Source organism: Acinetobacter sp. KB005, from assembly GCF_049949095.1.
GTDB lineage: Bacteria > Pseudomonadota > Gammaproteobacteria > Pseudomonadales > Moraxellaceae > Acinetobacter > Acinetobacter calcoaceticus.
The window spans coordinates 3,483,545-3,510,130 of sequence record NZ_CP188191.1 but is presented as its reverse complement, the minus strand read 5'-3'; the positions used below and the strand labels follow the sequence as shown (position 1 = coordinate 3,510,130).

General features: G+C 38.7%; 29 protein-coding genes. 15 read left to right on the top strand and 14 right to left on the bottom strand.

Translation table 11 applies throughout. The features are described 5' to 3' along the window. Positions 1-101 precede the first annotated feature (101 nt). Entirely contained in the window at positions 102-1,247 is a 1,146-nt protein-coding gene (locus tag ACPF64_RS16805; protein ID WP_056481145.1) for an acyl-CoA dehydrogenase family protein, read from the top strand. Positions 1,248-1,297: 50 nt separating this feature from the next. On the opposite strand, the gene ACPF64_RS16800 is transcribed toward ACPF64_RS16805, so the two are convergent. Next, positions 1,298-1,924: a hypothetical protein gene (locus ACPF64_RS16800; protein WP_426454671.1), complete on the bottom strand. Its 627-nt coding sequence runs from the start codon at positions 1,922-1,924 to the stop codon at positions 1,298-1,300. 107 nt (positions 1,925-2,031) lie between these two features. Beyond that, complete coding sequence (locus tag ACPF64_RS16795) at positions 2,032-2,976, bottom strand: alpha/beta hydrolase (protein WP_005046107.1); 945 nt, start codon at positions 2,974-2,976, stop codon at positions 2,032-2,034. A 185-nt stretch (positions 2,977-3,161) separates the two neighbouring features. Here ACPF64_RS16795 and pheA point away from each other — a divergent pair, with 185 nt between their 5' ends. From pheA to ACPF64_RS16775, 4 genes are all read left to right on the top strand, one after another. Then, entirely contained in the window at positions 3,162-4,271 is a 1,110-nt protein-coding gene (pheA, locus tag ACPF64_RS16790; RefSeq protein WP_003650703.1) for a prephenate dehydratase, read from the top strand. 107 nt (positions 4,272-4,378) lie between these two features. Beyond that, the gene (locus ACPF64_RS16785) at positions 4,379-6,625 is read left to right on the top strand and encodes a bifunctional prephenate dehydrogenase/3-phosphoshikimate 1-carboxyvinyltransferase (RefSeq protein ID WP_426454668.1); all 2,247 of its coding nucleotides are present in this window, start codon (positions 4,379-4,381) and stop codon (positions 6,623-6,625) included. 127 nt (positions 6,626-6,752) lie between these two features. Continuing rightward, positions 6,753-7,136, top strand: a complete 384-nt coding sequence (locus ACPF64_RS16780) for a hypothetical protein (protein ID WP_005046110.1) — start codon at positions 6,753-6,755, stop codon at positions 7,134-7,136. Between the two features lie 170 nt (positions 7,137-7,306). Further along, positions 7,307-8,767 carry an aminoacyl-histidine dipeptidase gene (locus tag ACPF64_RS16775; protein ID WP_426454665.1) on the top strand — a complete coding sequence of 487 codons (1,461 nt, stop codon included), beginning with the start codon at positions 7,307-7,309 and terminating at the stop codon, positions 8,765-8,767. Positions 8,768-8,801: 34 nt separating this feature from the next. Here the strand turns inward: ACPF64_RS16775 and rtcA are convergent, their stop codons facing one another. From rtcA to ACPF64_RS16750, 5 genes are all read right to left on the bottom strand, one after another. Beyond that, positions 8,802-9,848: an RNA 3'-terminal phosphate cyclase gene (gene rtcA, locus ACPF64_RS16770; protein WP_426454663.1), complete on the bottom strand. Its 1,047-nt coding sequence runs from the start codon at positions 9,846-9,848 to the stop codon at positions 8,802-8,804. A gap of 259 nt (positions 9,849-10,107) precedes the next feature. After that, complete coding sequence (locus ACPF64_RS16765) at positions 10,108-10,566, bottom strand: DIP1984 family protein (protein WP_426454661.1); 459 nt, start codon at positions 10,564-10,566, stop codon at positions 10,108-10,110. An 18-nt stretch (positions 10,567-10,584) separates the two neighbouring features. After that, on the bottom strand, positions 10,585-10,947 hold the full coding sequence (locus ACPF64_RS16760; protein WP_426454659.1) for a hypothetical protein: 363 nt from the start codon (positions 10,945-10,947) through the stop codon (positions 10,585-10,587). A 2-nt stretch (positions 10,948-10,949) separates the two neighbouring features. Further along, positions 10,950-12,218, bottom strand: a complete 1,269-nt coding sequence (locus ACPF64_RS16755; RefSeq protein ID WP_426454657.1) for an RtcB family protein — start codon at positions 12,216-12,218, stop codon at positions 10,950-10,952. A gap of 255 nt (positions 12,219-12,473) precedes the next feature. Further along, positions 12,474-13,448, bottom strand: a complete 975-nt coding sequence (locus ACPF64_RS16750; RefSeq protein ID WP_426454655.1) for a ribonuclease Z — start codon at positions 13,446-13,448, stop codon at positions 12,474-12,476. Positions 13,449-13,515: 67 nt separating this feature from the next. Between ACPF64_RS16750 and rtcR the strand changes: the two genes are divergently transcribed. Continuing rightward, entirely contained in the window at positions 13,516-15,120 is a 1,605-nt protein-coding gene (gene rtcR, locus ACPF64_RS16745; RefSeq protein ID WP_426454653.1) for an RNA repair transcriptional activator RtcR, read from the top strand. Positions 15,121-15,180: 60 nt separating this feature from the next. Here rtcR and ACPF64_RS16740 read toward each other — a convergent pair whose 3' ends face one another. Continuing rightward, positions 15,181-15,813 carry an alpha/beta hydrolase gene (locus ACPF64_RS16740; RefSeq protein ID WP_004643457.1) on the bottom strand — a complete coding sequence of 211 codons (633 nt, stop codon included), beginning with the start codon at positions 15,811-15,813 and terminating at the stop codon, positions 15,181-15,183. Positions 15,814-15,938: 125 nt separating this feature from the next. On the opposite strand from ACPF64_RS16740, the gene yaaA reads away from it, so the two are divergent. Next, positions 15,939-16,712, top strand: coding sequence for a peroxide stress protein YaaA (gene yaaA, locus ACPF64_RS16735; protein ID WP_426454650.1), 774 nt, complete (start codon positions 15,939-15,941; stop codon positions 16,710-16,712). A gap of 19 nt (positions 16,713-16,731) precedes the next feature. Beyond that, positions 16,732-17,361: an HD domain-containing protein gene (locus ACPF64_RS16730; protein WP_426454648.1), complete on the top strand. Its 630-nt coding sequence runs from the start codon at positions 16,732-16,734 to the stop codon at positions 17,359-17,361. Positions 17,362-17,490: 129 nt separating this feature from the next. On the opposite strand, the gene ACPF64_RS16725 is transcribed toward ACPF64_RS16730, so the two are convergent. The 5 genes from ACPF64_RS16725 to ACPF64_RS16705 all read right to left on the bottom strand — a co-directional run bounded on the left by ACPF64_RS16725 (position 17,491) and on the right by ACPF64_RS16705 (position 20,222). Continuing rightward, positions 17,491-18,276 (bottom strand): thiazole synthase, encoded by a 786-nt coding sequence (locus ACPF64_RS16725; protein ID WP_003650728.1) that lies wholly within the window; start codon positions 18,274-18,276, stop codon positions 17,491-17,493. A 13-nt stretch (positions 18,277-18,289) separates the two neighbouring features. Then, complete coding sequence (thiS, locus tag ACPF64_RS16720; protein ID WP_003650729.1) at positions 18,290-18,487, bottom strand: sulfur carrier protein ThiS; 198 nt, start codon at positions 18,485-18,487, stop codon at positions 18,290-18,292. Between the two features lie 13 nt (positions 18,488-18,500). Further along, positions 18,501-18,866, bottom strand: a complete 366-nt coding sequence (locus tag ACPF64_RS16715) for a DUF423 domain-containing protein (protein ID WP_004643452.1) — start codon at positions 18,864-18,866, stop codon at positions 18,501-18,503. 110 nt (positions 18,867-18,976) lie between these two features. Continuing rightward, positions 18,977-19,843, bottom strand: a complete 867-nt coding sequence (rpoH, locus tag ACPF64_RS16710; protein WP_003650733.1) for an RNA polymerase sigma factor RpoH — start codon at positions 19,841-19,843, stop codon at positions 18,977-18,979. A 133-nt stretch (positions 19,844-19,976) separates the two neighbouring features. Beyond that, entirely contained in the window at positions 19,977-20,222 is a 246-nt protein-coding gene (locus ACPF64_RS16705; protein ID WP_004643450.1) for a sulfurtransferase TusA family protein, read from the bottom strand. A gap of 374 nt (positions 20,223-20,596) precedes the next feature. Between ACPF64_RS16705 and ACPF64_RS16700 the strand changes: the two genes are divergently transcribed. Together ACPF64_RS16700 and rhlB are read left to right on the top strand one after the other, a co-directional pair. Further along, positions 20,597-20,809, top strand: a complete 213-nt coding sequence (locus tag ACPF64_RS16700; RefSeq protein ID WP_000126912.1) for a cold-shock protein — start codon at positions 20,597-20,599, stop codon at positions 20,807-20,809. A gap of 102 nt (positions 20,810-20,911) precedes the next feature. Beyond that, the gene (gene rhlB / locus ACPF64_RS16695) at positions 20,912-22,063 is read left to right on the top strand and encodes an ATP-dependent RNA helicase RhlB (protein WP_003650737.1); all 1,152 of its coding nucleotides are present in this window, start codon (positions 20,912-20,914) and stop codon (positions 22,061-22,063) included. Between the two features lie 36 nt (positions 22,064-22,099). Here the strand turns inward: rhlB and ACPF64_RS16690 are convergent, their stop codons facing one another. After that, the gene (locus ACPF64_RS16690; RefSeq protein WP_003650739.1) at positions 22,100-22,480 is read right to left on the bottom strand and encodes a hypothetical protein; all 381 of its coding nucleotides are present in this window, start codon (positions 22,478-22,480) and stop codon (positions 22,100-22,102) included. Positions 22,481-22,690: 210 nt separating this feature from the next. Here ACPF64_RS16690 and ACPF64_RS16685 point away from each other — a divergent pair, with 210 nt between their 5' ends. The 5 genes from ACPF64_RS16685 to gspM are packed head-to-tail and all read left to right on the top strand — an operon-like array spanning position 22,691 to position 26,528. Continuing rightward, positions 22,691-23,266, top strand: a complete 576-nt coding sequence (locus ACPF64_RS16685; RefSeq protein ID WP_426454643.1) for a nitroreductase family protein — start codon at positions 22,691-22,693, stop codon at positions 23,264-23,266. A 34-nt stretch (positions 23,267-23,300) separates the two neighbouring features. Beyond that, positions 23,301-24,374 carry an NAD(P)H-dependent glycerol-3-phosphate dehydrogenase gene (locus ACPF64_RS16680; protein ID WP_003650743.1) on the top strand — a complete coding sequence of 358 codons (1,074 nt, stop codon included), beginning with the start codon at positions 23,301-23,303 and terminating at the stop codon, positions 24,372-24,374. Between the two features lie 56 nt (positions 24,375-24,430). After that, positions 24,431-24,886 carry a SixA phosphatase family protein gene (locus tag ACPF64_RS16675; protein WP_426454641.1) on the top strand — a complete coding sequence of 152 codons (456 nt, stop codon included), beginning with the start codon at positions 24,431-24,433 and terminating at the stop codon, positions 24,884-24,886. A gap of 23 nt (positions 24,887-24,909) precedes the next feature. After that, complete coding sequence (gene gspL / locus ACPF64_RS16670; RefSeq protein WP_426454639.1) at positions 24,910-26,049, top strand: type II secretion system protein GspL; 1,140 nt, start codon at positions 24,910-24,912, stop codon at positions 26,047-26,049. Beyond that, a complete protein-coding gene (gspM, locus tag ACPF64_RS16665) occupies positions 26,049-26,528 on the top strand; it encodes a type II secretion system protein GspM (RefSeq protein ID WP_426454637.1) in 480 nt (159 codons plus the stop codon). Before gspL ends, gspM begins: the two co-directional genes overlap by 1 nt. Positions 26,529-26,586: the final 58 nt, after the last annotated feature.

Sequence of the window (26,586 nt, the reverse complement as noted above, 5' to 3'; positions counted from 1 at the left end):
TACAGTTTTAATGAGCAGCTATGCCATGACAGTTGCTTGAAAAATGATTAGCATGCACAACAACGAGATTCGATAAAACAATAAAGCTGAAGGAAAATATTATGTTGGCATACGATGCAGATTTAGAATTATTCCGTGATAATTTTAAACGTTTTATGAGTGAGCATATTGCACCACACTACGACCAATGGGAACGTGAAGGCATTATGCCTCGTTCTGTTTGGAACCAATTGGGCGAAAATGGCTATTTATGTGTGGATGTCCCTGAAGAATACGGTGGTTATGGGGTACCGACATACTATTCATTAATGTTGGTTGAAGAGTCTGCACGTGCTGGTTTTTGTGCATTATCGACAGCTATTTCTTGTCATTCTGAAATTGCTGCACCATATATTTTACATATCGGGACAGAAGAGCAGAAACAATATTGGTTGCCGAAAATGGTAACAGGTGAAGTGGTTGGTGCAATTGGTATGACTGAACCTGGAGCAGGCTCGGATTTGCAATCAATGCGTACTAGTGCCATTTTGCAAGATGACCATTATGTGTTAAATGGTTCAAAAACCTTTATTTCAAATGGCCAACATGCTGATCTTGTTGTGCTCGCAGTAAAAACTGATCCTCAAGCCCGTGCTAAAGGCGTGTCTTTATTATTGGCAGATACACATCTGGAAGGCTTCAAAAAAGGTACAAATTTAGACAAAATCGGCCTGCATTCTCAAGATACATCTGAGCTGTTTTTTGACAATGTGAAAGTGCCTAAAAACCAGCTACTTGGTCAAGCTGGGCAGGGTTTTGCTTATTTAATGCAAGAATTACCACGTGAACGTACTGCAATTGCATCCACTGCAATTGGTGCAATCCGTGGTGCAATTGATTTGACAACGGCTTATGTAAAAGAACGCCAAGCATTTGGTCAACCCATTTCACAATTCCAAAATACGCGTTTTGTTTTGGCGCAAGCGAAAATTGATGAACTTGCTACAGCGGCTTTTTATGAAAGAAATATTGCTCTATATCAAGAAGGTAAACTAGATGTAGAAACGGCTGCAGCATTGAAAAGTTTCAGTAGCGATATGCAAATGAAAGTTGCAGATAACTTGCTTCAGCTTTTTGGTGGTTATGGTTATATGACTGAATATCCAATTTCTCGTTTCTTTGTAGATGCCCGAATTCAGCGTATTTACGGTGGTACAAATGAAATTATGAAAGAAATCGTAGCGCGTGGATTAATTGGCAAAGCCTAATTAAGCAGAGTAAAAACAGCCTGTCCTAGAACAGGCTGTTTTGTTTTTAACTATTTGGTCTTTTGTTGAATGACAGGGTAGTCTTGTTGTTTCGGTAATTGCTGTAATGCATGATTCATCTTTTTTAAAAACTCATCGGCTTCATCTTGACGAAATGAGTCTTCGGTATACTCACTGCGTTTTTGAAAGACGACACCACAACCAGTTATTTCCATATTTTTAGGATTAAATGACCAGTCATTAGGATCCTTTAGGTTAATGTTTAAATCACTTTCACAACTTTCCCATAAACGTAAAAACTCATTTGATAATTCTGTTTTAAATCCTTTCGCAGGATAGACTGAAAATCCTTTCATTTCGGGATTATAAAACTGTATAAACATGTCTACTGGCATGCCTCCCCAAACGATTGCCGTATTTTCTGGTAACGCGATAGCTGTTAAATTTTTCTCTTTTAAGGCATGTATTTGCTGAAATTCCTGCCTAAAATGTTGTGACTTGTAGGTGAGTTTAGTCTGGGCTGGCACGGGAATGCCCCGAACTTGATTGCTGGCAGTAGTTGTATAGTACGGGGACGGATCAGTACCATTGCACCCCGCGATGAGGGGGCAGCCACCACAAGCCGTTAGACTGACACTAATTAAACTCAGTAGACCTAAAACAATAATTTTATTCATTCTATTTTACTGTTGTTATGACATCTTCAGACAGTATAACTAATTCTCTCGATTAAGAGCTTTGTCTTTAAGAGGAGTGAATGCTCCTCTTAAAATTTAAGTGGGTTTTATTCAGTTGTTTGCTCTGTAGGCTCATCAAATAAAGATTTGCAGTTTTCTAAATTTTGGCATGCGGCAAACATAAGTGCTTTCGGCAAACTCGCATACAAATTGGTAATATGTTGTTCAGCAGGATTGTAAAAATGCCAATAAACAAATTGGGCTGAGCGGCGGTTTTCCAAAGCTTTAAAGAAATCTTTCTCGTTAAAGTTATGAGCAGATTGAGTACGAGGTCCGCCTTGCTCATGGGTGCCGACTGTAGTCAAAAGCATAGGAGAATTAATTTGTTTTTGACTCTGCCAATAGGTTAATTTTTGAAATAGCATGCCTTGATCAAACCAGAGGGAAGGGCTGGCTGCGATGTAACGTTGAAATGCTTCAGGTTTTTGAAAAAATTGATAAAGCACAAATAACCCTCCAAATGAGTGGCCATAAATACTTTGCTGCTGGCTATTAATTGGAAACTGTTTTGCAATTTCAGGTTTGAGTTCGTTATTTAAAAATGCAATAAACTGATCAGCACCACCATATTTATATTTACCTTGAGCCTGAAATTCAGCAGAAGGTTTAGGGGTGTAGTCATAAGCACGTTTTTGTACATCAAAAGTTTTTTGTTTAGGGTAACCGACCGCGACGATCATGAGCGGGTCTAGACCTAATTTTGTAGAACCTGCCCCAATAGATTGAGCAATATTGACTGCACTTGGAAAGGTTGCATTTCCGTCTAATATATAAAGTACGGGATAACCATGTTGGGGTGGGGCAATGGGTGGTTTATAAATTTGAATAAGATAATCATGGCCTGTATTTTTAGAGTTAATTTGAAATTGTGCTTGATTGTTTTGAAAAACGATTTTTGATTGATTTTGTGTAGAAGTTTGAGCCAAAACAGAGCCACTTACTAATGAGCTCAAAAGAAAACTGCAAGATAAAAAGAAAAATGAGTTATGCATAATAAACAAGAATAAAATTTATTATGCAAATGATAAATGAAAATCATTATCAAATAAAGCGATCTGAGGAATCCGATCAAGATGGTTTAATGAAAAAAGCCAATACAGCCATATTGCCTAACAAATCAAAGCAGACTATTGTTATACTCTCGTTTAAAAGATGATTTTGCTGAGGCTGCATTCCAATGATCAACGATGATCAAAACAAAACGACTTCTCTTAGTTTAGAACAAATTCGCGAAGATATTGATAGCGTGGATCAACAGATTCAAGAATTATTAAATCGACGCGCAAGCCTTGCTGAAGCAGTTGCGAAAGCTAAATTTGCTTCCGAAGAGAATCCTTTGTTTTATCGTCCTGAACGTGAAGCACAAGTCTTACGTAAAGTCATGGAGCGCAATCAAGGTCCTTTGTCTGATGTAACCATGGCGCGTTTGTTCCGTGAAATTATGTCTGCTTGCCTTGCTTTAGAAGCGCCGCAAAGTATTGCATTTTTAGGGCCAGAAGGTACTTTTACTCAATCTGCTGTACTTAAGCATTTTGGTAAAGATGCGGTTGTACGCCCACTTCCAACAATTGATGAAGTCTTCCGTGAAGTAGAAGCAGGTAGTGCACATTACGGTGTAGTTCCAGTTGAAAACTCATCTGAAGGTGTTGTAAACCATACTTTAGATTGCTTTAAAACATCGAATTTAAACGTGATTGGTGAAGTTGAATTACGTATTCATCATCAATTCCTTGTTTCTGAAAATACACGTAAAGACAGTATTAAGCAGATTTATGCGCATCAACAAACTTTGGCTCAATGTCGCCAATGGTTAGATGCACATTATCCGGGTGTTGAGCGCGTTGCTTTAAACTCAAATGCAGAAGCTGCACGTCGTATTCGTAATGAATGGCATTCGGCAGCGATTGCATCTGATATTGCAGCAGGCATGTATAACCTTGAAATCTTACATAGCAATATTGAAGATAATCCGGAAAATACAACACGTTTCTTAGTGATCGGCCGTGAAAAAATTCCACAAAGTGGCAATGATAAAACCTCATTATTGATTTCAGCGCATGATCGTGCGGGTGCTTTATTAGAAATTTTAGCGCCATTTGCAAAACATAATATTAGCTTAACAAGTATTGAGACTCGTCCAGCATTACCTGAAAAGTGGGCATATGTATTCTTTATCGATTTAGAAGGTCATATCGAACAAGAGAATGTTGCTGCTGCGATTAATGATATTCGCCCAATGGTGAAAGAGATTCGTATTTTAGGTTCTTATCCTGCTGCTGTTCTGTAATCACTTATGTTGGAATAATGACATGCATTAAGATAAGCATGTCATTATGCTTAAAAACAAATTGCTCAATGATTTAAATATCTTTGAGCAAAAGCAAAGTTGAAGTTATGTCACAACCCCTATTTAAAAAAGTTGCATTTATTGGTTTAGGACTCATCGGGTCGAGTTTAGCTCGTGTTATTGTTGCAGAAAAGTTGGCGACAACTATTGTGGCATCTACACGCTCACAGAAAACTTTAGAAGATGCAAAATCACTTGGCTTAATACACGAAGGATTTTCTGATCCAGTTGAAGCCGTGAAAGGGGCAGATTTAGTCGTTTTAGCCTTGCCAGTGCGTGCTACGCAAAAAGTGCTTGAGCAAATTAAACCTTATTTGTCAGAAACCACAATTTTAACCGATGTGGGAAGTACAAAAGGTAATGTCGTTGATGCAGCAAAAGCTGTATTTGGTGAAGATTTACCAGAAGGTTTTGTGCCAGGGCATCCTATAGCGGGTAGTGAACATACAGGCATTCACGCGGGCAAAGTTGACTTATTTGCAAATCATAAAGTGATTTTAACGCCGTTACCAACAAGTGCAGAATGGGCTGTTGATAAACTGATTCAACTTTGGTCGGCAGCAAAAGCTGAAGTCATTTGTATGGATGTTGCCAAGCATGATGAAGTGCTGGCACATACGAGTCATCTACCACATTTAATGGCATTTAATCTGGTCGAGCAACTTGCGAATCGTGAAGATAATCTTGATATTTTCCGTTATGCAGCAGGTGGTTTTCGTGACTTTTCGCGAATTGCGGCTAGTGACCCCCAAATGTGGCATGACATTTTCTTTGCCAATAAAACAGCTATATTAAATGCTGTAGATGGCTTCGAAAAGCAGCTTACTGTACTTAGAAAATTGATTGAAAATGAAGACTCTCATGCATTAATGGGTTTGCTTGGCCATGCTCAGGCAGCCCGTCAGCATTTCAATCATATGTTAGCCAAAAAACCTTTAATGGAGAAAAATAAGGTGACACAGCAATTCAGTATCTTACCGGGAAATAAAACTTTTAAAGGTAAATTTACCGTACCGGGTGACAAATCTGTGTCACATCGCTCCATTATGTTTGGTGCTATTGCCGAAGGCACGACTCATGTAACTGGCTTCCTTGAAGGTGAAGATGCATTAGCAACTTTGCAAGCATTCCGTGATATGGGTGTAAGCATTGAAGGCCCTAAAAATGGTGAAGTGACCATTCACGGTGTAGGCATGCATGGTTTAAAAGCACCAGCAAGTGCATTGTATATGGGTAACTCTGGAACAAGTATGCGTTTGCTTTCAGGTATGTTATCTGCACAGAAATTTGATTCAGTCATGACAGGTGATGCTTCACTTTCTAAACGTCCAATGGAGCGTATTGCTAAACCATTGCGTTTAATGGGGGCGCAAATTCAAACTACAGGTGAAAAAGGTACACCACCTGTAAGTATTACTGGTGCTCAGCAATTAAAAGGTATTCAATACGATTTACCTATGGCATCGGCTCAAGTGAAGTCTGGTATTTTACTTGCGGGCTTATGGGCTGAAGGCGAAACTTCGGTAACTGAACCAGAGCCAACTCGTGATCATACTGAACGCATGCTTCGTGCATTTGGTTATGATGTTAAGACTGAAGGCAACAAAATTTCCCTTGTTGGTGGCGGTAAATTAGTGGGTACTGACATTCAAGTACCATCGGATATTTCATCTGCTGCTTTCTTTATGGTGGGTGCTGCAATTACTGAAGGCGCCGACGTTGTGCTTGAAGCGGTAGGGATTAACCCAACACGTACTGGTGTAATTGAAATTTTAAAACAGATGGGTGCTGACCTAACTGTTGAAAATGAGCGCATTGCTGGTGGTGAACCTATTGCTGATATTCATATTAAAGGCTCGCGTACACTTAAAGGCATTCATATGCCAGAAGACCAAGTGCCTTTAGCAATTGATGAATTCCCAGCATTATTTATTGCAGCAGCTTGTGCAGAAGGACAGACCGTATTAACTGGCGCAGCAGAGCTTCGTGTGAAAGAGTCTGACCGCATTCAAGTGATGGCAGATGGCTTAAAAATCATGGGTATTGACTGCACACCAACTGAAGATGGCATCATTATTGAAGGTAAGGGTAAGTCTGGCGATTGGTCACCAATTTTTACTGGCGGTGAAGTTGAATCACACCATGACCACCGTATTGCCATGAGCTTTAGTATGGCAGGCCTTCGTAATTCTGGTCCGATTACGATTCAGGGCACTGAAACAGTTGCGACAAGCTTCCCAACTTTTACTGAGTTGGCGAATCGTGCAGGCTTAACGATTGAAGTTAGCCAATAACTTTTTACCTAACACATTTTATAATTGCTAACACAATAGCAACGGCAGCAGCGGGCTAAAGGCTTGGCTGCTGTTTGTTTATTGCTTATGCTAAGCGCAGATAATGATAATAGTGTTAGGACAAAGGATGAAAAAATTACAATTTATTGCCAGTTGCCCACAACATGGGGTGCTTGATCATCCACCAAATGAATGCCATATCACTCAAGAATATGTAGCGGCTTTATTATTTAAACAATTGGGGCATTATGGTTTTGATGCACAACATATTGTGCATGAACATGAAAAAGTAGAAGTGAGTATTGATAATCATCTTTTACCCTTGTCTATTACTTGCCAAAAAACAGACCATGATGGGCATTTGATGTGTGAAATCTCTGCCAACCCAGATGAAGAACAAGACTGGTTTGAGAAAATTGAAACACAAAGCATTATTCGTCAGCTTGCACAGGCTGTTGAAAATAGTTTGAAAGCCGATCAAAGTTTTTCCGCATTTGAATGGAAAAGTTAAATAAAACGTTTCTTAAGACTCTTTCATTAAGTACGACTTTTAGAAAAGTCGTACTTTCTATTTAAATTAAATATAAAAATACAAAATCTTTACTCAAACCTCTACCTATCTTTAATGTGTTGTGTATATTGAAATTATTAAGATATTTACATAATTAGAGTGTGGTTTTCATGACACAAGTTGATATTGCAGCGTTATCTCCTCAAGTCGTTTGGCAGCATTTTCAAACACTTTGCACAATTCCTCGACCATCAAAGCATGAACAGCAACTTCGCGAGTTTTTGCAAAACTGGGCTGAAAGTCGGCATCTAGAAACTTACGTAGACGAAGTAGGAAATTTGATTATCCGTAAAAATGCGACTGCGGGTAAAGAACATGTATCTGGGGTCATTCTTCAAGGCCATTTAGATATGGTCACACAAGCCAATACGGGCACAGCACATGACTTTTTTAAAGACCCGATTCGCCCAATACTCGAAGATGGCTGGTTAATCGCTAAAGACACCACTTTAGGTGCTGATAATGGCATTGGGGTAGCCTTGGCTTTAGCAGTTTTAGATTCAAATGACATTGCTCATGGCCCTATTGAAGTTCTTTTAACAGTGGACGAAGAAGCAGGCATGAGTGGTGCGCGGCTTTTACAGGCAGGTGTGCTAAAAGGTAAATGGTTATTCAATATTGATACAGAAGAGTGGGGCGAGTTATATCTCGGATGTGCTGGAAGTATTGATGTTGAAGTCGAGCAGCCACTTAATTATGAAAAAATCCCTGAAAACTTGAGTGTTGTGAACATTCAGGTTGCTGGTCTTAAAGGTGGTCATTCTGGTGTAGATATTCATTTAGGACGTGGCAATGCCAACGTTATTTTAGCTCGCTTTTTAAATGAGTATTTAGCAAAGTTTGGTGGAAGGCTTGTCGAGTTTAGTGGTGGTTCAGCTCGTAATGCACTACCTCGCGAAGCTGTAGCAACCATTGCAATTTCATTTAACCAATTACCTGAACTAGAAAAATTACTTGCTGAATATCAAACGACATGGAAAAAACAGCTACAGGGTATTGATGACAATCTACAATTAACTATTCAACCGAATAGCGCTGACGTGACGGGAGTGATTGCTCAACAGCAGCAAAACGAATGGTTGCAAGCTTTGGCAACAAGCCCATACGGCGTTGCAAGTATGAGTCAAGCTCTTCCAGATGTGGTTGAGACTTCAAATAATATTGGGGTTGTAAAATTAAATCGAGAGGGTGGAAAAGCTGTCTTAATGGTCCGCTCCATGGTGAACCAAGAAGCTGAAGATTTTGCAAAGAAGATTCAGGCACATTTTAGTCAATTTAATATCGCCTCTACACTCACGCCGTTAGTTTCGGGGTGGACGCCAAATCCAGATTCGGCTGCTTTAAAGTGTTTACAACAAGCCTATCAAAAGGCGTTTAACATTGAGCCAAATCTTAAAGTGATTCATGCAGGCTTAGAGTGTGGGATTATTGCTGAGCATTATCCACATTTACAGATGGTTTCATTTGGACCTGATATTCAAGGTGCACATGCACCGGGTGAGCGAGTAAAAGTTGATACTGTAGATAATTGCTGGAAGTTGTTGGTGACGGCTTTGGCATCTGTAGAGTAATTTTTTAGAAATAAGAAGCTCATTAGTGAGCTTCTTAAACTTTGACCTTTACATGAAAATGATTTGTACCTAACTCGATAAATTCGATTTCACAATCAATAAATTTTTCAATCATAGCTGCTTGAGTACGCGTATGCTCGCTAATACATTGTGCGGTGAACTCACCACCTTGACCCAAGGCTAACGGCAATAACAACTGATCTGCTAAATACTCATCCACAGCAGCATTAGTTTCCATATAATGCTTCACTTGTTCAGCCAAATGATTGGCAATTTGTTCTGCACTTTTTCGCATTTCGCCTAAAGAGGTAAATAGCTGGGTATGATGTTTGTGTTCAAGTTTGACATACACCGTATTGCCTTGGCTGATTCCATTCAGCTGAAATTGCTTTTGTGTATCCAATTTCAGTCTTTTATTTAAAGTTGCTAATTCTCGTTGTGCAATTTGCGCTTCTTCTGAAAGATTTAATACTGCTGCAAAAGCCTCAGTACATTGCAAAGCACCACGATCTAATAAATTTAGTTTGTTGCGATGTTGCCACGGCTGAATCGTAACTTGAATTTCACCTGCACCAATAGGAAAGAAGCCTGCTTTATTTAATTTAAAGTCGACGTGAATTCCAATTTTTGTTAGAGCAGGTAAAAAGCACTGTTCAATAAAATCCGCCGTTGGTGCAAGCGGGTTATGTGTGCCACCTGAAATAGTAAGCTCAGAGACTTCATTTTGTAATAACAAAACAGGTAGAAGCGTTTGTAAAACCAGTGTTGTACTACCTGCGGAACCGATTTGAAATTGATATTTCCCACTTTGAACATGTTGAGGTGCGAAATATAACCGTTGGCTATGTAACTCAGTACCTTCAACATAAGCTTGGCTAATTTGTTGAGATGCCTGTACACAAACCAAATGTTGACGCATTAAACCTGGTTTTTTACGCCCAGCACGTATATTAATTAATTCAAACGGCTGGCCTGTAATCATTGAAAGGGCAAGGGCAGTTCTTAAAATCTGCCCACCGCCTTCACCTTGTGAGCCATCAATTTGAATGGTTGTTGGCATATTTGCCAAAGCTTTATTCACTTCTATTTTCCTTATTTTCTAATTTAATGAACATACTGTCAGTACATGGTGGTGCGAAGTAACGCGTGACTTTGCTTTCGACAAAGGTTTGCTAGGTGCATAGTGCTGAGCCTGATAAGTGAATATCGATGCACGGCTCACATGCTGCCATAGCCGCCTGAATTGTTTTCAATCCCTCAGATCGGAGTAACGCGGGATCTTGTACTCGCCCAGTATGCCCAAACTTTGATTGTGAAAATGATTCCACAAAATTTGTTGTTTAATCAACTAAATCGATCTGCCAATTGGCAGCTTGAATTTTGATATTTAAATCACGCAATTTCGCACTGATATCATCCGCCTGCTTTTGTAAGCTAGAAACAGGAATGACTTTCTTCCACTTAATTTCACGTGAGCTATAACGATCAGATTCACGATGTGTATTGGCAATCGCATCCATTAAGATCTTATGCTGTTCAGCATAACTATCTCTTAAGCTCAGTAGTGATAATAACGTTTTTCCATCTTCTAACTTTGCTTGAGCATTGGTTAGATGAATACGATAAATCAACTGATTGCTTTCTTGGGTTAAAGCAAACACCTGTTTGATGAGCTCATTTGGCTCTTCACTTGGTTCATCACCATCTTGTACCAATACATTGGCATTGATACGTTGTTTTAACGAAGCGAGCTTTTTTTGTTGATCGCTTCGCAGTAAAAGAGCTTCTGCGAGTTTCATTATTCTATTTCCTTAATATTAGAAATAACCACCTGAGGCCTCTTGCCACATTTTATAACCCTCAAGTTCTTCTTCACCTGTTATGCCGCTTTGAACAAAAAGTAATTTATAGGTCGCTAATGCTGAATAAGAAAGTGGTAAGTGCCCAATACTTAAAACTTCATTAGTTGTATTGTATTTTCCAAAAGTTAATGTCGTCTCATCTATATATTTGGGAAAATGCTTATATTGATTTTCATACATTGCAATATGAGCGCCATAGTCATCAAGTTTTAATATTTTGATGACTTGTAACTTGCCATTATCAGAAGGAGAGACATATAAGCTACCTTCTTCGAGTTTGATTGACTCTAGTTGCAAGGGGAAAAATAAATTTTTCATAATCACCCTTTAACACACACCACTTGTCTTAATGTATAAACCACTTCAACCAAATCGCTTTGGGCTTTCATTACATCTTCAATAGGCTTATATGCCGAAGGAATTTCATCAATGACTGCTGCATCTTTACGGCATTCCACACCTTCAGTTTGTGCAATTTGATCCTCAACAGTAAAGCGTCGTTTTGCTTCAGTACGGCTCATAACACGGCCTGCACCATGCGAACATGAACAGAAAGATTCCTGATTTCCAAGCCCACGGACAATAAACGACTTCGCTCCCATTGAACCTGGAATAATTCCATATTCACCTAGACGTGCACGGACAGCACCTTTACGGGTGACCATTACTTCTTCACCGTAGTGCTCTTCCTTTTCCACATAGTTATGGTGACAGTTCACTGCTTCCAAACGTGCTTGAAAAGGCTTCGGTACAATCGTAGCCAAGGCTTTAATTGCAGATTGCATCATGATTTCTCGGTTCTTCATGGCAAAGCGCTGAGCCCAACCTACAGCAAACCAGTAATCATCAAAGTGTTCAGTTCCTTCGACTAAATATGCTAAATCTTTATTTGGCAAATTAATAAAATGCTTCTGCATGTCTTTACGGGCAAGTTCGATAAAATGATTACCGATAGCATTTCCTACACCACGAGAACCTGAGTGCAACATAATCCACACATGTTCATGTTCATCTAAACAGATTTCGACAAAGTGGTTTCCTGTACCTAAAGTTCCCAAATGCTTGCGGTTATTGGTGTTTTTCAAACGTGGATGTTTGGCACAAATGTATTCAAAATCTGCAACCAAATCCGCCCAAGCTTGATCTACCATTTCTGGTGGAGTTTCCCATGACCCACGATCGCGTCCGCGTTTAGTCATTCCATGTGGAATTAAACGTTCAAGTTCAGTACGTAAAGAATGTAAGTTATCTGGTAAATCTGAGGCAGTTAAACTTGTACGGGTTGCCATCATTCCACACCCAATATCTACACCCACAGCAGCAGGAATAATTGCCCCTTTGGTTGGAATCACACTACCAATAGTTGCGCCTAAACCGAAGTGTACATCTGGCATTACAGCCATCCATTTATAAATAAAAGGCATTTGAGCAGTTTGCAATAATTGTTGTTTTGAGTTGTCATCAACAAGCACGCCTTTAGTCCACATTTTGACTGGCATAGTTTTTTCATTTTGCAGAACTTGGTAAGCACGTTCTTGCTGCTTTTGTTCAAACTGAGCTTGTTGGTTAATTTCTTCAACGACAGACATTTTCTTTTCCTTTCAAAGCCTGCCTGCCAAGCGTTTGCAGGCAGGTGTTATTCACAATATCCCAATGATGTTGTGTGCTTTGTACTATTGCACTGAGTGTGCCAACTTTTTGAAAAAGCACTTAATTAAAATATAAGTTATTGAAAATAATATATAAAAATAATTAATTTCTCTGTGTGATTAATTTTTATTGGAGATTTTAATTTTTAAAATGTATCTAAAAAGATATTTAAATATCTTTTTAGATATGTATTATTAATGGGCTTTACGATTTTTATCGACTTTTAAAAGCTGTCCAGCTTCGTTTAAGGTAAAATCATCAAAATCATTTGCTAAATAAAAATGACCTTTATAAAACTGGCGAACTTCTTCAATAATAGCTTGCTGTCCAGTTCTATCCTGATGTCTAGGGCTAAAATGCGTCAGAATTAAATTACCCAGAGATTGCTGTTCTGCAAATTCAGCCACCATTTTTGCTGAACTATGCATTGGACCTTTGCCGACTTTATCTAAAACCGTTTGCAAGTATGTTGATTCATGAATAAGGAGTTGAGCATCTTTGCAAGCGTCTGCTAACAGTTTAGGTTGGTCATTATCTCCACCTATAACTGCATGAATTTGCTGGTTTTGAACTTTGATAAGGTCTTGAGCTTTTAGAGTTTGTCCCTCAAATTCAACATTGTAGCCTCGTTTTAAATGGCCCCACATATCGCCTTGAGGTACGCCAAGCTGAGTTAGAGCTTGGGTATCTAACTTCTTCTGAATGGATTTGATATAAATGCTAAAAGCAAAACTTGGAACACGATGGCTTAGTGGGGGTGCTTGAACAATGAATTCATCGGTGATCTGTTGTGGTTGAGTTGCTTCATTCACATCAATAAAATGGAGTGAATAGGGTAAATGTAAATCTGTAAGTTGGGCAGTGATTTCAAACCATTGCTGAATTTCTTTCGGTGCAATCACGATTAAGGGTTTGCTACGGGCATTCATGCCTGCACTTGCAAGTAAACCAACTAGACCATAACAATGATCACCGTGAACGTGTGTAATACAAATGGCAACTAGGTTTTGTAAGGAAAGTTTGGCTTGTTGAATGCGGTGTTGTGTCCCTTCGCCTGCATCAATTAAAATCCAGTCCTTATTCTTGTTATTACGAACTGCTAATCCTGAAACATTACGTGTCAGGGTGGGTACACCTGAAGATGTGCCTAAAAAAGTAAAATGAAGCATATTCTTGGAATTTTTTGGTCAAATGCGTATTGTATATTATAGACACTTATAAAATTTTATAGAAATTATGGCGGATGCAAAGAAAACAGTCGTTATTGGCTTTGTCGGTTCTACACTTGATCAGGGAAGAAAGCCAGATCGCTGGCAGCGTTGGCGTCCTACAATTAGCCTGTTAATGCATGAAGATTTGCTTGTAGATGAATTGGTGTTGTTACATGATCGGCAACATCATAATTTAGTTAAATCTATAGCAGCAGACGCGAAAGAAATTTCTCCACAAACACAGATTTCTGGACATAAAGTCAGTATTAAAGATCCTTGGGATTTTGCTGAAGTTTATGGGGCACTTTATGATTTTGTAAAAACATATCCGTTTGATGTCGAAAAAAATAACTATTTATTGCATATCACTACGGGAACACATGTTGCTCAAATTTGTTGGTATTTATTGGTCGATGCACATTATTTGCCAGCTCAACTTATTCAGAGCTCTCCTAATGAACAAAAGACCTCAGAAGGTGAATATAGAATTATTGATCTGGATTTATCTCGATACGATGTTTTAAAACAGCGATTCGATGATGAACAAAAGCAAAATTGGCAACAACTTAAAGCAAATATTTCTACTCATAATAAAGCCTTTAATCAGCTTATTGAGGAGGTTGAATTAGTTGCAACTCGCTCTAGTGCGCCTATTTTAATTATGGGTGCAACAGGTGTTGGTAAGTCTCATTTGGCAAAACAGATTTTTCAGTTAAAGAAAGATAAATTTCAATTAAGCGGTCGTTTTATTGATGTTAACTGTGCGACTTTACGTGGTGATAGTGCCATGTCCACTTTATTTGGTCATATAAAAGGTGCATTCACAGGAGCAGCTGCTTCTCGTGCTGGTCTACTAAAAAGTGCTGACCAAGGCATTTTGTTTTTAGATGAAATTGGTGAGTTAGGGCTTGATGAACAAGCAATGCTTCTTAAAGCGCTTGAAGACAAAAGCTTCTTTCCAGTTGGAAGTGATAAGGAAATTCAGGCAGATTTTCAGCTGATAGCGGGTACCAACCGTGATTTACGTAATGAAGTTCAGGCTGGTCGTTTTCGTGAAGATTTATGGGCCCGTTTGAATACATGGACATTCTTTTTACCAAATTTAAAAGACCGTATAGAAGATATTGCCCCCAACATTGATTTTGAGCTACAACGTTTTGCAGCAATTCATCAAAGACAATTACGTTTTCAACGTGATGCTTTAGAAATGTATTTAAAATTTGCTAAGTCAGCAGATGCATCATGGCAAGGAAATTTTAGAGATCTAGCCGCGAGCGTGACTCGTTTAGCAACTTTATCGCAAGGTGAGTTAATTCGCCGTGAAACTGTAGAAAAAGAAATTCAACGGTTAAAGCAACTTTGGCTTATTCAGACCGCATCTTGCAATGATGGAAATAGAGATGTAGACATTCTATTGAACTATTTGAGTTCTGAACAACTAGAGCAAATAGATGAATTTGACCAGATTCAATTACGTGGGGTACTTGAGGTTTGTGAAAATTCAAAATCAATGGCAGAGGTGGGAAGACAACTCTTTTCGGTGTCTCGTCAACAACGTAATACAACGAACGATAGTGATCGAGTGAAAAAATATTTGGCCCGTTTTGGATTAAGTTGGAATAATTTTTAGTAGTTACAGGGCTTATGAAATGATGGACATAGACTCAATCTATGTCCATCAAACTACTGCTTATTTCATAATAATAAAGCGTGTAATGATTTGGCGAAGCTGTTTTAAATACCCTGTAAAGAAGTGGTTAGCGCCCGGTAAAATCGTAATTGGGTGCTTTTGTGGTTTTGCCCATGCAATTGCATCTGAAAGCAAGGTAATGTCATCTTGCTCACCATGAATGAGTAGAATATCACCTTGAATTTCTGGAGTTTTATAGTGGCGCAAACCCACTACGGTAGCCGTTGGTAAACCACACAAAATTAACTGTACAGGTCGTAATTCAGGATTAAGCTGTGCAAAGCATTTTGCCAAAACATGTGAGCCGAAGCTAAAGCCACCTGCATAAAATGGCAGACCTTCATGAAGCTTACGAACATGCTCAATTACAGCTAAGATATCTTCAGTTTCACCATGGCCTTCATCATGAATACCTTCACTGCCGCCTAAGCCACGGAAACTAGGGCGATAAACAATACAGCCATATTCATTAAAGATTTGGGTTAAAAGGGCAGGGACTTTATGTTGAGGGGTTCCACCTTGCAATGGGTGCGGATGACAAACAACCGCAAAGCCTTTGATTTCACCTTCAGGGCGGTCAACGAAAAGTTCAATTTTACCTACTGGACCCTGGATGAAAGTTTGCTCAGACATATAAGAACCGCTAAATAACAATACGTGATGCTATTTTACCGATAGTCGTCATTGAAAACACGAGTTAGCATTAAAAAATATCTACTGTTATAGTTGGGATTAAGAATAATTTTTTCAGGTTGTCTATGCTTGCTTTAATTTCTCCTGCAAAAACTTTAGATTATGAAACAGCTTTACCTACAGATGAGTTTACTCAGCCTCGCTTGTTAGAACACTCAGCACAATTAATTGAGGTTTGCCGAAAACTTTCTGCTTCCGAAATTGCCAATTTAATGAGTGTCAGTGAAAAAATTGCCACGCTAAATGCAGACCGATTTAGAGATTGGAAGCCTGAGTTTGATTTTTCAAATGCTCGTCAGGCAATTTATGCATTTAAAGGTGATGTGTATACAGGTTTAGATGCGTACCATTTAAAAGATAAAGATATTGATTTTGCACAGCAGCATTTGCGTATGCTATCTGGCTTATATGGTTTATTACGTCCTTTAGATTTAATGATGCCTTATCGTCTTGAGATGGGCACTAAATTAAAAAATTTACGTGGTCATAATTTGTATGAGTTCTGGGGGGGAATTATTACGAACCAGATTAATGAAGATTTGGCGGCAATTAAATCTGAATTACTCGTAAATCTTGCTTCAGATGAGTATTACAAATCAGTCAATGAGAAGAAAATTAAGGCTGAAATTGTTAAGCCTGTTTTCCTTGATCAGAAAAATGGCAAATATAAAGTCATTAGTTTCTATGCGAAAAAAGCACGTGGTTTAATGGCTCGTTTTATGATTGAAAACCAATTAAATAAAGCTGAGGATATTAAAGCCTTCAATACCGATGGATACTACTTTGATGCTGAAAACTCATCAGCAAAAGAGCTAGTATTTAAACGCGATGAGCAATAATCCTGAGCGTGGTTAATATATGATGATGCAGCTTTACTTATTAAAACTGGAACATGTTTGGTTTGAGCTGCATCAGCATTATCATTTTTCTGACCCACAAAAAATCTTAAATATACTCATCGCTGCCTATAGTGAAAAGCAGCGGGCCTATCATACTATTCAACATTTATATGAATGCTTGGCTTTACTCGAATCAGTTCGATCTGATTTGAATGATGCCTATGCGGTTGCATTGGCACTCTGGTTTCATGATGTTATCTATGATCCACAAGCTAAAGACAATGAGTTTAAAAGTGCTGAACTCTTTGAGCAATGTATGGCTCAAGATTTACCAGTAAATACGGTTCAGAAAATAAAACAGTGGATTCTTGCCACGCAAAAGCATATAGCGACTGATGAGTTAGATTTACAATTTTTATTGGATATCGATTTAGCCATTTTAGCAGCTACACCAGAACGTTTTATGCAATATGAACAGCAAATCCAGCAGGAATATGCTTGGGTCGATCCAGAAGTATATTCAATCAAAAGAAAAGAAGTTCTAGCGCATTTTTATCAGTCAGACCCACTTTATCAGACGACTTATTTTCAACAGAATTTTGAGTTAAGAGCAAAGCAAAATTTACAGAGGACATTAGGCATAGCCTAAGTAAATATAAGAATTTAGATCTGTTGATTTGAATAAAGCGATATAGATTTTAAAACTTTTAGAAAATTAAAAATGGTTATATGAGGGGGAGAGGAACCACTGAAAAATCAGTGATTCCTTAGAAATAAATTATTTAAAGAAATAACCTGTTTCTGGCGAGCTCGCATTTGCCATACGTTTACGTGGCATACGACCTGCTAAAAATGCTTCACGTCCTGCTTCAACAGCTTTTTTCATTGCAGAAGCCATCAAAATAGGATTCTGAGCAGCTGCAATCGCAGTATTCATTAATACGCCGTCACAACCGAGTTCCATAGCAATTGCGGCATCACTTGCTGTACCAACGCCTGCATCTACCAAAACTGGTACTTTCGCATTTTCTTTAATAATTGAAATGGTATGCGGGTTTAAAATTCCTAAACCTGAACCAATGAGACTGCCTAAAGGCATAATTGCAACACAGCCCATACTTTCAAGTTCTTGAGCAATGATCGGGTCATCAGAGGTGTAAACCATAATCTCAAAACCGTCATCAATCAAAGTACGTGCCGCTTTTAAAGTCTCGGTTACATTTGGATATAAGGTCTTTTCGTCACCCAAAACTTCAAGTTTTACCAAGTTGTGACCGTCTAGAAGTTCACGCGCTAACATGCAAGTACGAATTGCGCTGTCAGCATCAAAACAACCTGCGGTATTTGGTAAAATTGTATACTTTTCTGGCGGAATGACAGAGAGTAAATTTGGCTGATCTGGATGTTGTCCAATATTCACACGGCGGATTGCAACAGTAACGATTTCTGCACCACTCGCTTGAATGGCTAAATCTGTTTCATTTAAGTCTTTATATTTGCCAGTTCCTACCAATAAACGAGATTGAAAAGAACGTGAACCAATAATGAGAGGTGTGTCTTGCATGGATAACTCCGACTTAGCCGCCGCCAACAGCGTGAATAATTTCGATACGGTCATGTTGAGCGATAGAAATCTGCTCTAATTTGCTTTTTGGAATAATTTGCTGGTTGTATTCGACCGCAAATCTTTTTCCTTCAAGTGCCAAAGCCTGAATGAGCTGCATTAGGTTTTGACAAGGCGTGTCCGTTAATTCGCCATTTAAATAAATTTGCATGATCACATTCCAATTATTTTGCGTATTTGAGGGCATTCCAAGCCAAAACGAGCCATCCAGCTATCATAAATGCTCCACCAATTGGGGTAATTGCCCCTAAAATTCTCGGTAATCCAAGCGCCATGATATAGAGTGAACCACAGAAGAATAAAATACCAATCTGAATCAATATGAATGGCAATTTAATGGGGAACGTAAGGATAACTTTGCTTAAAATACCAAGTGCTAAGAGACCTAAAGCATGGTAAAAAAAGTAGTCGGTTGCAGTATGCCACCAAACAAGTTGCTCAGGACTCGCATGAGCTTTAAGACCATGTGCTCCAAAAGCACCCAACATGACTGCAAAGGCAAGATTAAGGGCTGAAATGGCAATCCACATAACAAAAAACGCAAATGAATAATGAAGGGCAACGTTATCATAGATTGGGTTGGCTAAACATAGCCAGATAAAACAAAAGGGCTAATCGCCCTTTTATTTTTAAACTTATTTTAGCTTGCAGACATGGCAATTTTAATTTTTTCCATTGCATTCTTTTCAAGCTGGCGAATACGTTCTGCTGATACATTATATTCGGCCGCTAACTCGTGGAGAGTAGATTTGTCATCATCTAACCAACGACGTTGTAAAATATTACGCGAACGGTCATCTAACTGATCCATTGCATTATGTAGGGCAGATGTACTTTGCTCTTCCCAGTCCTCATTTTCGACTAAACGGGCTGGATCATAGCGATTATCTTCAAGATACAATGCCGGTGCAGTATGTGGGGTGTCATCGTCGTCGTCGCCTTGAGCTTCGAAAGCAGCATCATAAGCGGTTAAACGACCTTCCATCTCCAGAACTTGTTCTGCAGTTACATTTAAGTCATTCGCAATCGATTGAGCTTCTTCGAGCGTTAATTTTTTACTCGATTTTTTTAAACTCCGTAAATTGAAAAATAATTTACGCTGTGCTTTGGTCGTTGCAATTTTGACAATACGCCAGTTACGGATAACGTATTCGTGAATTTCTGCCTTAATCCAGTGGACGGCAAAAGATACAAGACGCACGCCCATATTTGGGTCGAAACGCTTCACGGCTTTCATTAAGCCTAAATTACCTTCTTGAATAAGGTCGCCTTGTGGTAGGCCATAACCTGCATAGCTGCGCGCAATGTGAACGACGAAACGTAAATGCGACATTACCAGCATTTTTGCGGCATCAAGATCTTGGTCATAATAATAACGTTCAGCAAGTTCTTTTTCTTGCTCGGCCGTTAAAATAGGAATCTGATTGACAGTACTGATATATGCACCAAGGTTTACACCGGGCGCAGACAATGACAGGGGCATCAATTGATTGCTGCTGTCACTCATGATTTCTCCTTATAGGATCGGATGGGATAACCAATAAATTCATCTTAGTTTGAATCAGCTTCATAATTAAGGAAAATTGGGTAGAGAAATGTAAAATTTTATGCAATTTCTAATCTTTTAGTTTATCAAAGAATTATTGAGTTTCAATTAAATAGTGAAATTCTCTTTCGGATATATGTGTGGTTTGACACATAAAATGATGTAAACCACAGTAACGAGTTACATCTATTTCACTATGGGGGTCAGAAGATTTTAATAAAAATAGCTGTTTACCCGATACTTTTTTGAGTTCGCGTTTAAGCATTAATAAAGGCATCGGACAAGGTTGGCCCAAGGCATTAATTTCAATAAGTGCTGTAGTAGAGGAAGTGTTGGTCATTCATCATCAAAACAACTAAAAAGATTATTCTAACAAATTTTTTATAAACACCGCACATTTTATAAAAGAAGAAACAAGCAATTACCTATAAAAAATATTGTAATAAGCTGTTTAAAAAAAGGACTAAAAATAGGGGGAATAATTGAAAAAAATTCTATTAATTGTCATAAACCCGTGGTAAGCTCGAACCGTTTTAGGATTTACCACACACTTAAATTGGTTTAAAAATCTTATAACAAATGGATGTAACCGGAAATTGTTGATAGTTTCACAGAATGATTACAAGCTTTAAGATTATAAATATTTTAAAAACTTGTTTGCTCTGCTGTTTGCAACACCGGAAGGTCCTTTTTTCAACATCTGAGGATTGACTTATGACAGCTCGCGAACAAGGCGTAGTAAAGTGGTTTAACGACACTAAAGGTTTTGGCTTTATTCAACGTAACGGCGGTGACGACGTATTCGTTCATTTCCGTGCAATCGTTGGTGACGGTCACCGTTCTTTACGTGACGGCCAACGCGTAGAATTTAGTGTAGTACAAGGTCAAAAAGGTTTTCAAGCTGAGAACGTTCAGCCTTTAGACTAATTCATCTTTTGATGAATCACGGACGCTCCAATTTTTGAATTGGGGCGTTTTTGTTTATAATGATCTTCTCATTAGAGAGATTGTTTGTTAGAGCACGTATTTATGACATCTGGTTTTGAAACCTTGAATTTACATCCGCAACTTAAAAAGGCGATTGATGCTTTAGGGTTTAAGCAAATGACCCCGATTCAGCAAAAGGTTTTAAAATATACGTTGGGCGGGCATGATGCAATTGGTAGAGCACAAACAGGAACAGGTAAAACTGCTGCTTTCCTGATTAGTGTAATTAATGACTTGTTACATAACCCGATTCAAGAACAGCGCTTTCGTGGTGAGCCACGTGCCTTGATTTTGGCGCCTACTCGTGAATTGGCATTGCAAATTGAAAGCGATGCAAAGTTACTCACAAAATTTTCAGATTTACACGTCGTGACATTGTTAGGTGGTGTAGATTTTGATAAGCAAAAGAAACAGCTAGATGCTAATTTTGTCGATATCATGGTTGCAACACCTGGGCGTCTAATTGATTTTGTAGAACAAAAAGAAGTTTGGCTCGATCAAATTGAATTCCTTGTCATTGATGAAGCAGACCGCTTATTGGACATGGGTTTTATTCCGTCTGTAAAACGTATCGTGCGTTATTCCCCGCGTAAGGAAGAACGTCAAACCCTCATGTTCTCGGCTACTTTTAGTTATGACGTGCTTAATTTGGCGAGACAATGGTTGTTTGAGCCAATCACTGTTGAAATTGAGCCTGAGCAAAAAACCAATAACGATGTTGAGCAACGTGTTTATGTAGTAGCTAAACAAGATAAATATCGTTTGCTACAAGATATTTTGCGTGAAGAGCCTATCGATAAAGTCATGATTTTTGCTAATCGACGTGATCAAGTGCGCCGTCTTTATGACCATTTAAAGAGAGATGGGTATCGGGTCGGGATGCTTTCAGGTGAAATTGCTCAAGATAAACGTTTAAAAATGTTAGACCAGTTTAAGCAGGGTAAAAATAACATCATGATCGCAACTGATGTTGCTGGTCGTGGTATTCATGTTGATGGCGTATCTCATGTGGTTAACTATACCTTACCTGAGCAGTCAGACGACTATGTGCACCGTATTGGCCGTACAGGCCGTGCTGGGTCACAAGGTGTAAGTATTAGTTTTCTTTCAGAAGATGATGCTTTTTACTTGCCGGAAATTGAAAAAGCAATTGGTAAGAAATTGCCATTAACCCGTATAGAGGGTTATTGCTAATAAAAATCCCAATCATTTGATTGGGATTTTTTTTGATTAATTAATTTTGCAATAGAAGGTAAGTGTTGTTTGATAATCATCATCTTTTGCTAGAGATGCATTTTTACCAGTTAATGTGCCAATCACACCAGCTGCTGCTTCAACCATTTGGCCTGTTTTCTCGCTTACTACATCTTTTAATACACCGTTGTATGTTGTTTTTTCATCTACCACAACAGGGCTGGTGCTTTTTGAACAAGTTTTTTGAGCGGCAGTAATCGCATTATTTTTTGCAATTAGATTTGTTTTACCAATGCCTGTGACTTCAAATTGATTATTTTCTTTTTGAACCGCCAAGGTGTTTTTAGGGGTAGTGGCACAAGCTCCTAGTAATAAAACAACACTGCTCAACGCACTCGCTAAAATTATTTTTTTCATGTTTCACCTAATATCGTTAATCGTAAAAAGATCTCACTATTTGAACACAAGTTTTCTAATTGACTTTGAAGACGTTGTATTAGTTTTGATGTTTTGTCTTAAAAATATGTCAAAGCATGAGCTCGTTGTTTTTTATGTTCTAGATACAATGGTGGATTATCTGTAGATTATGCTAATCTATTTTGAATTTTTTGAGTTAGATCAATATTAATGACGGATTCAGCAACACATATAATTCATCAGAATATTCACCAACGTCAATCTATTGGTCAATTGATTGAGCCTGCACCAAATGCAGATCAATTAGAGTTGGCCTTTCAAGCTGCTTTAACTGCTCCTGACCATCATAGACTTAAACCAACACGTTTTGTCGTTATCGAGTCTGAACAACGTGCTGCATTTGGTGAGGTTTTAGCAAAAGCACTGGCTGATTTGGGTGAAACTGACTCAGCGCAACTTGAACGAGTTAAGCAACATCCTTTCCGCGCGCCTTTACTCATTTTAGCGCTTACGCAATTGCAAGACCATCCTAAGGTTCCGCATTTTGAACAGATTTTAAGTACAGGGGCTGCCGTACAGAACCTTTTATTGTCTTTACAAGTTCAAGGCTTTTCCACCATGTGGCGTAGTGGTGCGGTTGTTGAATCAAATTGGCTAAAGCAGCATTTAGGATTGCAACCACATGATTTAATTTCAGGTATTATTTATGTGGGCACGGCAGCTAAAGCGATTGCACCGCGCGCAGAGATTGAAAGTAAAGAATTTGTAAAAGTTTGGCAGGCTTAATGAGCCTCAAAAGTAAGAAATAGGATAATAAAGCATGGCTGAATTTAAGTTTACAGATTTAGTGGAACCTGTTGCTGTCGATAAAAAAACGGCATTACGTATTACCGTGTTGGGTGGAGGTAGCTTTGGTACGGCGATGGCCAATTTAGCTGCACGTAATGGTTGCGACACCATGATCTGGATTCGTGATGCCGAAACAGCAGAAGAAATCAATAAAACCCATATTAATAAACGTTATTTGCCAGACTTTGTTTTAGAGTCATCATTACGCGCTGTGTCTGATCTAGAACAAGCCGTGTGTGATCGAGATATTATTTTGGTGGCAATTCCTAGTCATTCATTTCGTGATGTATTAAAACAAATTGCGCCTTTTATTACTGCACAAGCGGTTGTTTCTCTAACGAAGGGCGTCGAGGCTAAAACTTTTAGCTTCATGAGCGATATTATTCGTGAAGAATTGCCAGAAGTTCCTTATGGGGTGTTATCTGGTCCAAATCTCGCTAAGGAGATTATGGCAGGTATGCCATCTGGTACTGTTATTGCCAGTGATTCTGAATTAGTTCGTTATGCTGTGCAGCATGCTCTTCATAGTGCCTTATTCCGAGTTTTCGGTAGTGATGATGTGCATGGTGTTGAACTAGGGGGCGCACTTAAAAATATTTATGCAGTTGCAATGGGAATTGGTGCTGCTTACAAGATTGGTGAAAACACCAAGAGTATGATTTTAACGCGTGCCTTGGCCGAAATGAGTCGTTTTGCAGTCAAACAAGGGGCAAATCCGCTAACGTTCTTAGGTTTATCTGGCGTTGGTGATTTATTTGCAACCTGTAATAGTCCTTTAAGCCGTAATTATCAGATTGGTTATGCTTTGGGTTCAGGTAAAACACTTGACCAAGCGAGTAAAGAGTTGGGGCAAACCGCTGAAGGAATTAATACCATTGTTCAGGTGCGTGGTAAAGCAGAAGAACTAGACGTATATATGCCTATTACCAATGCCTTATATGAGGTTATTTTTGAGGGTGCGCCACCTTTAAATATTGCTTTATCTCTTATGAAAAATGGACACCGTAGTGATGTTGAGTTTGTTTTACCTCATCATGAAGTCTGAAGAAGAAATGTCATAAATTACGGTTATAATGCAAGAATTATTAACAAGGAATATTTATGCAACTGACATTGGTTCGTCATGGGGAAGCCGCTCCTCCAGTGAATGGTAATGACACTAAACGTCCACTTACCGCTCGTGGGCATGCTCAAGCTGGGCAGACAGCAACATTTTTAAAAGATATTGTTAAGCCTGATATTTTTGTAGTTAGTCCTTTATTGCGTGCTCAAGAGACATTGGCGCATATTCAAGCTTATTTTAAAGATGTTCCTGTGCTGTTATGCGATAAAATTAAACCAGATGATAATGCGAAAGAAGCAGTTGAGTGGTTGTCTCAGATTCCTTATGAGTCAATTGTAGTCGTGTGTCATATGAACGTGGTAGGGCATATTGCTGAACTACTAACACATGAAAACTTTAATCCATTTGCACTTGCCGAAGCTCGAATTTATGATCAGGCTGTTATTGCAACTGGTTTATCAACACAAAAAAATAGTTTTATACCCACAATATAATTAAAAAGGTCATTTAGCCCATTATGCTGTATTTATGGATGCCTGAAACCAATGGAATATGGCATTGGTCTAACGGAGAAAACTGGTTGCAGGCAGCAAGTCTTGATCAATTAATACAAGACCTGCAATTACATCAAGGAAAAGAAGCTGTCATCTTTTTCCCTAGTCGCCATGCTCAGGTACTCCAGCAGCAGATGGCAAAGTCTCATTACAAGCAACTAGGGGCAGATGGTGTTAAATATTTGCTTGAAGAATTTGTAACTTTGCCTATTGATCATATGAAAGTAGTGCATCATTTTCATGCTGATCAATTAACCGTATTGGGAGTGGCAAAAACAACAGTTGAAACATGGCAGCATGCAATGGCTTTGCTGCCTATTAAACTCGTTGCTTTATTGCCAGACTTTCTGATTTTACCTGAACCTCAAGAGCAGCAAGTGGTTTTGTGTAATATTGACCAGAAATTACTTGTGCGTGAAAGTAAATGGGTGGGTAATTCGCTAGATGATTTAGCATTATTTTTAGAGTTTCAATCAGTCGAAACTCATTATCAATATAGTGGTTTGACAACAGAGCAACTCGAAAGCTTGGTGGCAGCCTCGGATGCAGAACATCATTCTGAATTTATTTATCAATTTCAGGGTTTAGATAAACCCAAACAGCATCCTTTTAATGTTCTGCCTAAAGCTAAAGGACAAGAGCATACTGTTTCTGGTTATTGGAAAGCGTGTGCCGCTATTGTTTTAGCAATTATAGTGGTTCAGTTTAGTTATGATTTTTTGCGTTGGATAAAGTTAAGAAATGTGGCTAATCAAACCGCCGAACAGACGGTCGAGCAATATAAATATTGGTTTGGCCCTTCTAGTCGGGTAAATGAGCAAAATATAAAAAGCCAGTTTGAAAGTCATTTACGCATGAGTAAGCAAGGTGATACACAAGCACTTTCTTTATTGAGCCGTGTTGGTCCTATTTTAATGCAAAGACAAATTTTAGCTCAGCAGTTAGCTTATGATGCTTCAACACTGACCATGGCATTAAAAGCAAAGTCAGCAGATGATTTGCAAGCTTTAACACAGCAACTTAACCAGCAGGGATTCAAAGCGGAGCTAGGTAATGTTCAAGCCGATGGTAGTGGGGCAATTGGGGTGGTGAAAATACAATAATGAAAATGATAACTCAATTGCAAAACCGCTTTGATCAGTGGATTGAACAAGTCACTCAATATTTAGACCGTTTGACTGTGCGTGAGCGGGTTATGGTGGTCTTTACTACAATTTTTGTTGTGGTTGTCATTGTGGGTGCTTCACTTTGGAAAATGCATTCCTTGGCAGAACAACAGCAAAAACGGTTAAATGATTTAAAAGATTTGATGGTATGGATGCAGAGTAATGCAGTTACCATGAAACCAGCGAATGAACTCGAATTAGGCCAATCGGAAAAAATACAACGAGTAGCTCAGCAACAAGGCTTAACGGTCACTTCTCAACAAAATGGTGAGCAGTTACAAATTATTGTTACTCATCAGAATTATGCAATTTTAGCGAACTTTTTAACCCAACTTGCGCAAATGGGCTTAAGTATTGAAAAAATGGAAATGGTTTCAAGTGATGGACAGATTAAATTAACAGCGACGGTTCAATAACATATTAAAATATGGTGTTCTTAAGCATGGTGTTTTGTGCTACCTGTGCCTATAATAT